Here is a 13,291-nt window from a genome sequence, read left to right as displayed (position 1 = left end):
GGCGCATGGTGAATTAATCGCAAGTTCGTCGGAGCAGAACAAGTTCACGTACATGCCGGATGAGAACTACAATGGACCCGATTCGTTCACGTATATCGTGAACGATGGTACTGAGGATTCGGAAGAAGTGACCGTTACTGTGAATATTATGCCGGTAGACAACGATGCACCTGTGGCCGGTACGGTAGGCCAAGACGGTTACTTTCAACTTCGGCCAAGTCAGCATGCCATGCTGGATCTGTCGAAGATCTTCACAGATCCGGATGGTCAGCAGCTCACGTATCGTACATTCTTCCAAGGTAGCAGCAGTCTAACCGGATCGTTTAATGGTTCAAGTTATCATTTGGATACACACGGCTCCCCTGGTTTCTCTTCTTTCGAATTACAGGCTAGCGATGACGGCTTTGTAACGTGGGTTACGCTCCCAGTTAGGGTTCAAGTTAGTGAATCCCAATTAGGCAGCCTTCCGGATGTAGACGGAATTAGCAACGATCAGAATGAGTATACCGTTGACTTAGCCGATTATTTTGAAGGAGATTTTGGACATTATTTCTCTTATATTACGGAACCACCTTTCAGTAGTCTGCAGATCGTGGGATCGACGTTAACGGTTCCTTTGGAAGATGATCACAACGTTAACGTTGTCGTATCAGCTTGGGATGACCATGGCCTCACAATTACGGATAATTTCAATCTGTATGTAGGGGTGGGATTCAAAGATATCGGCTTGCAATTCTTTAATAACTATGACATGGACGGTTATGTGGATCACAATGCTCATGTTTACATGAAGGATATCTTCCAAAATGCCGATGAGTTCCGAGTTACTGCATATAACGATGAAGAGGTTAAGGGCCTTGGCAGCTATGTGCTCGGCTCATGGACGAGCGAGGAATATCTAAACCTATCGACAGATGTGGCATTTACGAATGTGTCGGAGATTACAGTTGAAGGTCGTACGTTAGATGGTCAAATTGTAACGAACGTTAGAAGCTATACGCTCCGAATTCGGGAAAATTCAGCTCCGTATGTAGAGGGTGAAAGTGAAATGCTGATCCCGATTAAGAGAGGAGAAACGTATAGGCTTGCTATCGTTGATCCACAGGACGATCCTGTTGTCAGTGCCAGCGCTGTTGTGGATGGAACCGAATGCGAATGGCTTTCCGGATGTGTAACGGCAAGCTATTCGGAAGAAGACAAGGAGCTGATCGTCGAAGGAGTTGAAGCCGGTCAAACGACACTCGCGATTTCGACATCGGACGGTTTACCATTTGGCCAGACCGATCCTGATTTTAGAATCAAACGCAATTTCATCGTCTATGATAAACGTATTGATCTTGAATCCAATAGTAGTAGTTTTGAGATAGACCTCGCCCTCGATGAGGATTTTGAAGCACAACTTGCGGGAATGAACTTAGCTTCATTGGCATTCCAGTATATGGACAGCGAGTACATTATTCCTAACGCCGATCCTTTAGAGGGGACAACCTTACATTTTGACGTCAATACAGAAATCATGTTCCCAGGTTACAGTGAATTCGTAAGGGTGCACATCACGGACGGCAGCATAACCAGAGTACTGATTCTGTATTTGAATAGGGAGTGGGGTCAGGAAATAGACCCAGGCTCCGCTTAGAAGAGAAGACGTTTAACCATTGGCCAACTTCCATCAGGTTGGCCTTTTCTTATCAAATCAAACCGAAGGAGAATGAGCTCTTGGAACAGGCAACGGATAAGAAACAGTCAGCTTCGAACGCCATTCGTCAAGCGCTAACGGCTCGTAAGTTCAAACTGGCGGAAAAGCTGGCGCTCGATAGTCTGCGCAACCAGCCGCTATTTGCGCAATATTGGGTGTTTCTTGGCGAGGCGCTGCTGCATCAAGGCTACGCGCAAGAAGCGGGACATGCCTTCGAGAGAGGCAATCTGCTCGATCCGCAGGCGCAGTGGGGGAGCGAGGTAAAGAAGGTGCTTGCGGGCAAGCCGCCAGGGGAATCGCGGTTGGATTTAGAGGAATTGTGGCAGTTGCAACCAGCCGTAACTGTTGCGGCGGCTATTATGACGCGTAATGAAGCGCGTTGTATCGTCCGCTGCGTCAATAGTTTACAGGATGCCGTGGATGAGATCATTATCATCGATTCGGATTCTACGGACGGCACAATCGAGCTGGTCGAGCATCTGCCCAAGGTGAAGATTATTCGGAGCATTGCGCTGAATGATGATTTTGCATGGAAGCGAAATCAAGCTCTGCCGCATATCGAGAGCGATTGGGTGCTCTGGGTGGATGCGGATGAATGGCTGTTTCCGGAGGACATCGGCAATGTCCGATTGGCGGCATCGATGTTCCATGATCGGTTTCCGCACACCGTTCTTAATGTATGCCAAGTCAATCAGGTGCAAGGCAAAATATCGGCTGATTATGCGAATCCACGCATGTTCCCGCTTAATCGCGGCTTATATTATTACGGACGTGTACACGAGCAGGTTGTCATTGAAGGCGAAGATATGTACGACGAACGTATGATGCGGCGTCCTGTTCGTATCCGTCTTCATCATGACGGCTATGAGCCGGATATCATGGGCCAGCAGAACAAGCTTGAACGCAACCTGCGATTGCTGAAGCTGATGGTGGAGCAGGAGCCAAACAATCCGGGCTGGTATCTGTATTACGGTAGAGAAACCCTAGCGACAGGGGATATTGAGAAAGCGAAGACCTTATTCCTTGAAGCGGAGCGGCTTGCGCCGAGTAAGCCTAATTTTGGCAGGCTGCTTGATATTCTTATGTATCTAAACAAAATCTATATGAGCACGAAGGATTACGAACAGGCACAACGCGTATGTTTGCGTGCTCTCGAAGTGCAGCCAAACTTCCCCGATGCCAAGTATCACTTGGCAAGAGCGCAGATGAGGCAGGCGGGAGTTCTGTTGCAGCAGGCAGAGAGCGGCCTTAAAGAATCGAAAGAGGCATTCCGTACTTATCGGGGAACCGTAACGGCGGATGCTGCCATTGCGGATTGGAAAGCAGATCTAGCGCTCGCGGATCTTACGTCAATAGCGGGCAAGCAAACAGAGGCGAAAGCTAAATATGAGCAAATTCTCGCCAGTCATCCCGAGCTGAACATGGTGCGAAAGAAGCTAGACAGCATGAACAATGTATAAAAGTTGAACTCAACTGACATGCTGTTGTCAGCAGACCTGCGATATAGTACATACGAGAAGTCACTCGAAGCAGGTTATGGAGGCGAAACATATGTTTAGAACAGTTGAAGATTTTATTGAGGACTACAAGCAGGAATCGCAAGGGACGCAGAAGCTGCTGGACCTGCTGACGGATGAATCGCTGGCACAGTCGATTGCGACAGGCCGCAGAACGCTTGGGTTCCTGGCATGGCATTTGGTTCACGATGATGCAGGTATGCTGGTCAAGATCGGATTTAATTTCAAGGCACCGGCAGCTAATGCGGAACAGCCGCAATCGGCCGCTGTTATTGCTGAAACTTACCGCGAGACAGCGGCATCCATTCTTGAAGCGGCATCGCAGTGGTCCGATGAGAAGTTGCTCGAGAGCCACAACCTCTTCGGTCAAGTGTGGCAAAATGGTCTTACGCTGTCGAAGTTCATTAAGCATGAAGTCCATCACCGCGGTCAACTGACCATTCTCATGCGCCAAGCCGGACTGCCTGTTGCGGGTGTGTATGGTCCTTCCAAGGAAGAATGGGAACAGATGGGCATGACAGCGCCGAAGTGATGGTTCAAATAAAGAAGGCCGAATGGTCTCCTCTCGCATGCGAGAGGACGACTGTTCGGCCTTTTTGCTATTCCTATACGCCGCCTAAACTACGAAGCAGCGCCTCATGCTCGGTCCGTTCGAAATGATTTGCCCATCCGAGCGGGGTACCGTTATAACGGCGATCCCTGGCGTTCAGATCAGCACCACGCTCCAACAGCAGATGGATAATAGCCGTATTCTTACCGGCTGCTGCCCAGTGCAGGGGAGCGGCGCCGGTGTAATCGAAACCGGACGGCATGCCGTTCACATCGGCGCCGCGATCCAGCAGATAGGTGGCAGATTCAAAGCTGCCTCCAATGATGGCATAGATAAGTGCCTGCTGCAGCAGCTCATCGGGTGCGCTTGGATTCGTTGTATTTACAGGTTCGCGGTGTTTGCCGGCGCTCGGCAGAAGCTCTCCATCCGGACCGAATAAAGAGGGCAGCAGATCCGTTCGGCCTACCGCAGCAGCAAGCTCGAGATCCAGCGACGCGCCTCGTCGGACGAGCAGCTCCGTCACTTTCGTGCAGCCATACCAGAGGGATTGCGCAAGCGGTCTGCGATCATCATTCAAGCCGTCAATCGGCGTTCCGGCATCCAGCAGCAATGTCGCCATTGCAACATCGTCGTTGCTGGCAGTCCATTGCAGCGACGTTTCCCCACGCTCCGGATCAATCGCCCTCGCGTTGACATCCGCTCCCGCATCCAGCAGAACTTGTCCAACTTCAAGCTGGTTCGGGTAATGTCCGGGCCAGTCACATAGATGGTGCAGTAGCGTTCTCCCTTGCAGCGACCTGGCATTCGCCAATGCGGGATGTGCTTGTAGCAGCTGGTTGAGCAGCTCTACATTCCCGGTCTTCACTGCCGTATAGGCATCCGGAAAAGCTGCCGATAGCGACTCATCGCTAGATTGATTGTCGAGCTTATTTTCACAATTCATCCGTGATCAACTCCAACCCGTATTGGTCAAAACATGAGGCCTTTGTTTCCACTCTATCATGAATCGGCTCCGGCGAAAATACGATGTAATAAGCGCCAAATAGCGGGCAACGCTTCTGTCTGATTCAAGAAGGGGGAGCGTATGAGGTGAAATTCTCTCTGACGGAAGAACAATTGATGATTCGTGAGATGGCGGCACGGTTTGCGGAGCATGAGGTGGCACGAGAAGCAGGCGGACTGGATGAGGCCGAATTATTCGACAGGCGTTCGTTTGACGCGATGGCGCAGCTTGGTTTTACGGCATTGCCTTGGCCCGAGGAGGACGGAGGCGCGGGTGGAGGATTTCTCAGTTTTGTGCTTGTGCTGGAGGAACTGTCTAGAGTAAGCGCGTCGCTTGGTGCGGCGCTGTGGGCCCATGTTTTTCTGTCGGCGTGGCCGTTGCACCGGTTCGGGAGCGTGGAGCTGAAGCGTTACTATCTGAGGAGACTTATAGATGGCATCAGTATTGGCACAGGCGTGCTGCCGGGGGCGGTTGATCCCGGTACAACAATGCGAATCGGCGTCTCGGGGCAGCTGCAGTCGCAGGGTGATGAGGAGTGTTATGTCCTAAACGGTCAGCAAAAATATATCCTTGGCGGTACGACAGCGGACTTCTTCATCATCTATGCGGTGACCGGAGAGAGTGCGGGAGGACGACGCAAGCGCTACAGCGCTTTTATCATCGAGAAAGACAGCCCCGGTCTCATGATTCAACCGGTCACGAAGAAGCTCGGTCTGCGATCAGCAGGAATGGCGCATTTGAAGTTTCAGGATTGCCGCGTGCCGAAGAGGCAGCGGATCGGCCGTGATGGTCAGGGCGGATCGATTGCAAGTCGAGCGGCTGCAGGTGTGCGCTACGGCCTTGCCGCAGTTGCCGCCGGGATTACTCAAGGCGCTGCAGAAGCTGCGCTTGGTTATGCTAAGGCGCGTTCGCAGTTCGGCAAGCCGATCGCGAAGCATCAGGCAGTTGCCTGGATGCTGGCGGATATGCGGACTGCTGCCGATGCCTCCAAGCTCCTTGTGTATCAAGCAGCTTGGCAGGAGGATCGGGGACTTACGGACGACGGTGAAGGCTGGGAAGCTGCTCTGGCATTAAGCTTTGCCGCAGATGCTGCAATGACGTCAACGATACATGCCGTTCAGGTCTATGGCGGTTACGGCTATATGAAGGAATATCCTGTGGAGCGGTTTATGCGAGATGCGAAGGCAGTGCAAATTTTCAAAGGATTGGACTTGAGTCCGAGAATGCCGCGGCCAAGCGGAAGAGGAAGGGGGAGGCGCCATGGCTGAGCTCGTCATTGTAGGGAGCGCTCGTACGGCCTTCGGCAAGTTTGGCGGAGCGCTGAAGGGAATGAAGGCGACCCAGCTAGGCAGTATCGCAATCGAAGGTGCACTGCATCGCGGCGGTATTTCGCCATCTGCGGTAGATGAAGTCATCATGGGGATGGCCGTTCAAGCGGGAGCGGGCCAGAATCCGGCGCGGCAGGCTGCCATGCAGGCCGGGCTTAGCCATACGGTGCCAGCCGAGACCATCAATAAAGTGTGCGCTTCGGGCATGCGAGCGCTGACGATGGCGTCGCAAATTATTACTGCCGGCGATGCAGAGCTGATCGTCGCAGGTGGAATGGAGAGCATGAGCCAAGTACCGTATGCGCTGACTGAGGCACGCATGGGCATGCGTCTTGGCGATGGCCGGGCAGCGGATTTATTGCTGCGCGATGGGTTACGCTGCGCCTTCGCTGATATGCATATGGGTGACTATGCCGATAACATTGCGGCTGAGTACGGCATCAGCCGCTTGGAACAGGATGAATGGGCGCTGCGAAGCCACGAGCGTGCCGTTCAGAGCAGCCTGCAGGGCTACTTTCATTCCGAAATTGTTCCCGTTCCGCTGCCGGGAGCAGTGCCGAAGACAAGCCATGTGTTCGCAATTGATAAGGATGAAGCGCCTCGGGGGGATACGAGCGCTGAGAAGCTATCTACGCTGAGGCCGGTATTCGCTGCCGGTGGTTCCGGTACCATCACTGCGGGTAACGCACCGGGGCTTAATGACGGTGCGGCGGCACTCATTCTGGCCTCGAAGAGCAGGGCCTTGCAGGAAGGCTATGCCCCGCAGGCCGTGCTGCTCGGGCATGCCGCGGTTAGCGTGGAGCCGCGCAATTATCCCATCGCGCCGGCGTTTGCCGTGAAGAAGCTGCTGCAGCAGCATGGGTTAGCGATCGATGCGATCGACCGCTTCGAAATCAACGAAGCGTTCGCGGTCGTTGTCTTGGCCTGCGGGAAGCTGGCAGGCTGGGATGCCGACAAAGTTAACGTGCATGGCGGTGCGATCGCGCTCGGTCATCCTGTCGGTGCAAGCGGAGCGCGGATTGTCATGACGCTGATTAATGATCTGAAGCGGCGCGGCGGGGGATTAGGGATTGCCGCGATTTGCAGCGGCGGCGGACAGGGCGATGCCGTGTTGGTTCGGGTAGATGATAGCTGCAGCTAGAAAGGTGCAGGGTGCAAGGTGCAAGGTGCAAAGTGCAAAGTGCACAGAGGCAAGGCAAAGGCAGATAGACGACGGCTTAGGGAAGGCGGTAGTCATTCATGGAAGATATCCACCATGTGTCGGTCGTCGGAGCAGGCCAGATGGGAAGCGGCATCGCGCTTGTTGCGGCGCAGGCAGGCTGCCAAGTGCTGCTGCATGATGCGGAAGCGGGTCGCATCAGCAAGGCGTTGGCGCAGATCGGCAAGCAGCTCTCCAGTAGCGTTGCGAAAGGCAGGCTGACGGAGGAGTTGGCAGCGCAGACGCTTGGACGCATAGCCGCAGCAGATGGCTTGGAGGCAGCCTCCGGCGCTGATCTTGTCATCGAAGCGGTAACCGAAAGCATGCCGGTGAAGAAGGCATTGCTCGCTACGCTAGATAGCATTTGCGGGAAGGGCACAATTCTCGCAAGCAATACGTCATCGCTGTCGCTCACGGAATTGGCAGCGGCGACGGGGCGGCCGGAGCGGGTGATTGGGATGCATTTTATGAACCCCGTACCGGTCATGAAGCTGGTTGAAATCATTCGGGGATTGCGTACGTCAGATGAGGTTTATGTCGTGGTGGCAAATTTGGCGGAGAGGATGGGGAAGACGGCACTGGAGGTGCGGGATTTTCCGGGATTCGTGTCCAACCGCATCCTAATGCCGATGATCAACGAGGCTGTGTATACGGTATATGAAGGCGTGGCTTCGATCGAGGCCGTCGATGGCGTGATGAAGCTTGGCATGAATCATCCGATGGGACCGCTGACATTAGCCGATCTGATTGGGCTCGACACCTGCCTCGCTATAATGGAAACGCTGCACGAAGGCTTCGGCGATTCCAAATACAGACCTTGCCCGCTGCTTCGCAATTATGTAGCGGCCGGCTGGCTGGGGCGCAAGAGCGGTCGAGGCTTCTATGTGTATGAAGGGGGGTGACCGCTGCTATGCTGCTGCATTTTACGGATGAGCAAGAACAGCTGCGCGCGAGGGTCCGGGATTTTGCCATGCAGGAAGTAGCCAAGGTCATCCCTGAAATGGAGGAGCATGACCGCTTCCCGGCTCAGCTCGTGAGGGAGATGGGCGCAAGAGGTTTGATGGGGCTCCCTGTGCCGAAGGAATGGGGTGGAAGCGGACTTGAGCTAACCTCCTATATTCTCACGATTGAAGAAATAGCCCGGGTTAGCGCGACGGTTGGCGTTATTTTGTCGGTGCATACGTCTGTTGGGACGCTGCCGATTCTGTATCATGGCACGGAAGAGCAGAAGAGGCGGTGCTTGCCTAGGCTCGCCTCGGGGGAATGGTTAGGCGCTTTCGCATTAACCGAGCCGCACGCAGGCTCAGATGCCTCAACTATTCGGACGGCAGCGGTTCGACATGCGGATAACTATGTGCTGAACGGCACGAAGGTGTTTATTACAAATGCGGGTGAAGCAGAACAGTACGTGTTATTCGCCTCGGTGCATAACGGACAAAACGGCAGTGTAGGCGGAATTACTGCCTTTCTGGTGGAGAAGGATACACCCGGCTTTCGTGTAGGCAAGAAGGAGAGAAAAATGGGGCTGCACGGATCGAACACCTGTGAGCTGATCCTGGAGGATGCGATCGTGCCGGCTGGCCAGCGCCTCGGCGAGGAAGGGCAAGGTTTCGCCATCGCCAAATCAGCACTGAACGGCGGACGGATTGGCATTGGCGCGCAGGCGCTCGGTATTGCGCGAGCGGCACTGGCTGTAAGCGAGCAACTGCTGCGTGCGCTGCCGCTTCGGGAACGGAGCAGAGCCGCAGCGGAGTACCGGGAGCTTGCGGCGCAAGTGGAGGCGGCTGCGCTGCTCGTGTACCGCGCGGCGGATATGCATCAGCGCGGCGCGCGCTGCACGAAGGAAGCGTCCATGGCGAAGATGTTCGCCAGCGATACGGCAATGCATGCGACAACGAAGACGCTGCAGTGGTGCGGCAGCAGCGGTCTGGCAGATGAACTTCATGCGGAGCGGCTGTTCCGCGATGCGAAAGTGACGCAAATTTACGAAGGTACGAACGAAATTCATCGGTTGGTCATTTCCGGCGAGCTGCTGCGGGGCAGTTAATCATGTGACGGCTTCCGTTATGTTATGTGTGTCGTGGAAGGGGATGAGAGCTTAATGGTATCGACGAATCGCAGCTCGCCGGGGCTTCGGCTTCGAGAGGCGCTGCAGCAGGAGAAGCCGCTTCAAGTGGCAGGGGTTATTCATGCTTATGCCGCGCTGCTCGCTGAATCGGCGGGTTTTCGCGCGCTATATGTGTCTGGAGCCGGAGTGGCAAACGCGTCGTTCGGATTGCCGGATCTCGGTATTACGACGCAGGGCGATGTGCTGGAGGATGTGCGGCGCATTAGCGGCGCCGTTGATTTACCGCTGCTTGTGGACGCCGATACCGGCTTCGGTTCGGCGTTTAACATTGCCCGCACCGTGCGAGAGATGATCCGCGCCGGTGCGGCGGGCATTCACATCGAGGATCAGGTGGCGGCCAAGCGCTGCGGGCATCGACCGAATAAAGCCATCGTCAGCACAGCGGAGATGGTGGACCGCATTCGAAGCGCGGCAGATGCGAAGGTTGACGCGGATTTTGTACTTATGGCACGTACGGATGCACTCGCTTCGGAAGGGATGGAAGGTGCTGTCGCAAGGGCGCAGGCGTATGTAGAGGCCGGTGCGGATATGATTTTTCTGGAGGCGGCTGGCAGCTTGGAGGAGTATAGGGCGTTCACCGACGTGGTGAAGGTGCCGGTTCTTGCGAACGTGACAGAATTCGGGCGTACGCCGCTCTTCACGGTTGATGAATTGGCAGCGGCCGGTGTATCACTGGTGCTTTATCCGCTGTCAGCCTTCCGCGCGATGAACGCCGCAGCGCTGATGGTTTATCAGACGATTCGGAATCAAGGGTCTCAAGCTTCCGTGCTTGGCGACATGCAGACGCGCGAGGAGCTGTATCGATATCTCGGTTATTACGATTACGAGCGCAAGCTGGATGCGCTGTTCGCCGCACGGAATTCGGAGGAGGAATGAGAGATGACCGTGAAGAAGCCCGGAGGTTTGGCCGGCATTGAAGCCGGAGAAACGGCAATCAGTACGGTGGGGAAAAACGGACTTGGACTCACCTACCGCGGCTATTCCATCGAAGATTTAGCAGAGCATGGCAGCTTCGAGGAGACGGCTTATCTGCTCATTCGCGGCAAGCTGCCGAATGTCGATGAACTGGCCGCTTATCGGCGCAAGCTGGCTGCGGCAAGCTCGCTGCCGGAGACGCTGCAGCGCATCTTGGAGCTGCTGCCCGCAGATGCACATCCGATGGAGGTGCTGCAGGTAGGCTGCACCGCGCTTGGGACGATGGAGCCTGAATCGGCTTCGCTTGACGCTGCCGATATCGCGGATCGGCTCATTGCCCTGACAGGGCCGATGCTGCTGCATTGGTATCATTTTCACAAGCAGGTTGGAGAAGCCAAAGGCGAAGAGGTTGTTTCGACGGAAGAGTCTCAGGTGGACTCGGCGTCTGTAGCTGAATCCGAAGCATCATCAGATGCCGCCAGCCCGAGCAACTCGAGCAACTCGAGCAGCTCCGACAACTCCGGCAACTCCGGCAGCGATGAGGTGCAAGAAGAACCCTTCGACCTCGACCATTACACGGTTGCAGGCCATTTTCTCTATTTGCTTCACGGCAAACATGCGGAGCATCTCGCCATTCGCGTATTCGATATTTCGCTTATTCTGTATGCCGAACATGAGTTTAACGCATCGACTTTTGCCGCTCGTGTAACAGCTTCTACGCTATCGAACTATTACTCTTGCATTGCGACCGGCATCGGCACGCTGCGGGGGAATTTGCACGGCGGAGCGAATGAGGCTGTCATGGAGCTAATCACTCAGTTTGACAATGCGGAGGAAGCGGAAGCGGCCACGCGTGCGAGGTTGGCGGCGAAGCAGCTCATTATGGGGTTTGGCCACCGGGTGTACACCGTATCAGATCCCCGTTCGGACATCATCAAGAAATGGTCGGAGACGCTATCCTTGTGGGCGGAGGACAGTCAGCTCTATGCGATTTCGGAAGCGGTGGAACAGGTGATGCAGCAGGAAAAAAGCTTATTCCCCAACCTCGATTTCTACAGCGCGACCGCCTATCATTTCATGGGCATACCTACGCCGATGTTCACGCCGATCTTCGTCATCTCCCGTTTGACGGGATGGACGGCACACATAATGGAGCAGCGGCGCAATAATCGAATTATACGGCCGACCGCCGCTTATGTTGGACCTGATCCGCTGCCGTGGCTCGCTGTTCATGAACGCCATTAAGCGATGAGATGGAGGTGCTGACGCCATGGGATATGGTCAGGATAATAATCGGCCTGAGCCGGACCAAGTGCTCGCCGATATGGCTTTCTATGTAACGGACTACAAGGTGGACAGCGAGTTGGCCTATGAAACGGCTCGCTATTGTTTGATGGATACGCTAGGCTGCGGCATGCTGGCGTTAAATTACCCGGCCTGTACCAAGCTGCTCGGACCGGTTGTACCGGGTGCAGAGATGGAAGGTGGAGTACGTGTGCCGGGGACACCGTACCGCTTGGATCCGGTGACGGCTGCTTTCAACATTGGCTGTATGATTCGCTGGCTGGATTACAACGACACGTGGCTCGCCGCAGAATGGGGCCATCCGTCCGACAATCTCGGGGCAATTCTAGCTGCTGCCGACTATGCGGGCAAGGTAAGGCAGGCTGCCGGACAGCCGCCGCTCGTCATGCGCGATGTGCTGACCGCTATGATTAAAGCACATGAGCTGCAAGGCGTAATGGCGCTTGAGAACAGCTTTAACAGAGTAGGGCTCGACCATGTCGTACTTGTAAAAGTGGCATCAACCGCGGTGGCAACCGGTCTGCTTGGGGGCACGAAGGATGAGATCACGCAGGCATTGTCCCACGCGTGGCTCGACGGTCAAGCGCTTCGCACTTATCGGCATGCGCCAAACACCGGATCGCGCAAATCCTGGGCCGCCGGCGATGCCACGAGCCGCGGATTGCGACTGTCGCTCATGGTGCTGCGAGGGGAGATGGGCTATCCATCCGCGCTGTCGGCGAAGGGATGGGGCTTTTACGATGTGCTTTTCAAAGGCAAACCTTTCTCGCTCTCGCGTCCATACGGCTCCTATGTCATGGAACATGTGCTGTTCAAGATCTCATTCCCTGCCGAATTCCACGCACAAACTGCGGTGGAGAGCGCTATTGCACTTCATCCGCTCATCGCCGATAGACTCGATGAGATCGCTCGAATTACGATTACGACGCATGAGTCTGCTATTCGCATCATCGATAAGAAAGGGCCGCTGCACAACCCGGCAGACCGCGATCATTGCTTGCAGTATATGACGGCTATTGGCCTGCTCCACGGAGCGTTGACTGCCGATCATTACGAGGACGAGGCGGCTGCTGATCCTCGTGTTGACCGTTTGCGCAGCCTAATGGAGGTGAAGGAGCGGTCAGACTTCTCCAAGGACTATCTGGATCCCGACAAACGTTCCATCGCGAATAGCGTGCAGGTGTTCTTCACTGACGGCAGTGCGACGGATGAGGTGCTGACGGAGTATCCGATTGGCCATAGACGTAGGAGGGACGAAGGTATTCCGTTGTTGAAAAAGAAGTTTGAATCTAATCTGCTGACTCGATTCTCTGAGGAACAAACGGCACTAATTGTGGCGGTATGCGAAGACCCGCAGCTGCTAGAAGCATTGAGCGTGAGCGCGTTTTTGGAGCTATTTGCGCCTTAGCGGGCTGCGCTTCGGGGCAAGAACCAGAATTATGGAGTGAAGTTTCGTGGTTGCTAGAGAAAATTTAAGTAATTGATAGGCTTCCCTCGGGTCTTTATGGCTTGTGGGGGAGCTTATTTTTTTTGTAATCGAATTGTTAGCAGACGATTGCACCAGGAAATGTTTGGCAGATAATCAGTGTCTAGTTGACGATACGAATACCAGTCTTTGCGACAATGGGACTTTGTCACTGGTCGCTTTAGC

At 54.7% G+C, this 13,291-nt stretch carries 11 protein-coding genes; 10 read left to right on the top strand and 1 reads right to left on the bottom strand.

From position 1 onward, the window contains the following. The 3 genes from AC506A_RS31265 to AC506A_RS31255 form a co-directional block, all read left to right on the top strand. Positions 1–1,636, top strand: a 1,636-nt coding sequence (locus AC506A_RS31265) for an Ig-like domain-containing protein (protein WP_495464866.1), incomplete at its 5' end; no start/stop codon positions are given. Positions 1,637–1,716: 80 nt separating this feature from the next. Continuing rightward, complete coding sequence (locus tag AC506A_RS31260; protein ID WP_495464865.1) at positions 1,717–3,156, top strand: tetratricopeptide repeat-containing glycosyltransferase family 2 protein; 1,440 nt, start codon at positions 1,717–1,719, stop codon at positions 3,154–3,156. A gap of 91 nt (positions 3,157–3,247) precedes the next feature. After that, positions 3,248–3,745, top strand: coding sequence for a DinB family protein (locus AC506A_RS31255; RefSeq protein WP_495464864.1), 498 nt, complete (start codon positions 3,248–3,250; stop codon positions 3,743–3,745). A gap of 73 nt (positions 3,746–3,818) precedes the next feature. On the opposite strand, the gene AC506A_RS31250 is transcribed toward AC506A_RS31255, so the two are convergent. Then, complete coding sequence (locus tag AC506A_RS31250; RefSeq protein WP_495464863.1) at positions 3,819–4,706, bottom strand: ankyrin repeat domain-containing protein; 888 nt, start codon at positions 4,704–4,706, stop codon at positions 3,819–3,821. Between the two features lie 146 nt (positions 4,707–4,852). Between AC506A_RS31250 and AC506A_RS31245 the strand changes: the two genes are divergently transcribed. The 7 genes from AC506A_RS31245 (at position 4,853) to AC506A_RS31215 (ending at position 13,048) form a co-directional block, all read left to right on the top strand. Next, positions 4,853–6,034, top strand: a complete 1,182-nt coding sequence (locus AC506A_RS31245) for an acyl-CoA dehydrogenase family protein (RefSeq protein ID WP_495464862.1) — start codon at positions 4,853–4,855, stop codon at positions 6,032–6,034. Further along, complete coding sequence (locus AC506A_RS31240; protein ID WP_495464861.1) at positions 6,027–7,235, top strand: acetyl-CoA C-acetyltransferase; 1,209 nt, start codon at positions 6,027–6,029, stop codon at positions 7,233–7,235. Before AC506A_RS31245 ends, AC506A_RS31240 begins: the two co-directional genes overlap by 8 nt. Positions 7,236–7,333: 98 nt before the next feature. Beyond that, positions 7,334–8,194 (top strand): 3-hydroxybutyryl-CoA dehydrogenase, encoded by an 861-nt coding sequence (locus AC506A_RS31235; RefSeq protein ID WP_495464860.1) that lies wholly within the window; start codon positions 7,334–7,336, stop codon positions 8,192–8,194. Positions 8,195–8,202: 8 nt separating this feature from the next. Next, positions 8,203–9,339, top strand: coding sequence for an acyl-CoA dehydrogenase family protein (locus tag AC506A_RS31230; protein WP_495464859.1), 1,137 nt, complete (start codon positions 8,203–8,205; stop codon positions 9,337–9,339). Between the two features lie 54 nt (positions 9,340–9,393). Beyond that, positions 9,394–10,296: a methylisocitrate lyase gene (gene prpB / locus AC506A_RS31225; RefSeq protein WP_495464858.1), complete on the top strand. Its 903-nt coding sequence runs from the start codon at positions 9,394–9,396 to the stop codon at positions 10,294–10,296. Between the two features lie 3 nt (positions 10,297–10,299). After that, positions 10,300–11,580, top strand: coding sequence for a citrate/2-methylcitrate synthase (locus AC506A_RS31220; RefSeq protein ID WP_495464857.1), 1,281 nt, complete (start codon positions 10,300–10,302; stop codon positions 11,578–11,580). Between the two features lie 25 nt (positions 11,581–11,605). Continuing rightward, positions 11,606–13,048: a bifunctional 2-methylcitrate dehydratase/aconitate hydratase gene (locus tag AC506A_RS31215; RefSeq protein ID WP_495464856.1), complete on the top strand. Its 1,443-nt coding sequence runs from the start codon at positions 11,606–11,608 to the stop codon at positions 13,046–13,048. Positions 13,049–13,291: the final 243 nt, after the last annotated feature.

The organism is Paenibacillus sp. N22P23 (assembly GCF_059383735.1).
Note: the sequence above shows the minus strand (reverse complement) of the source record. Positions and strands in the feature narration are given on the sequence as shown.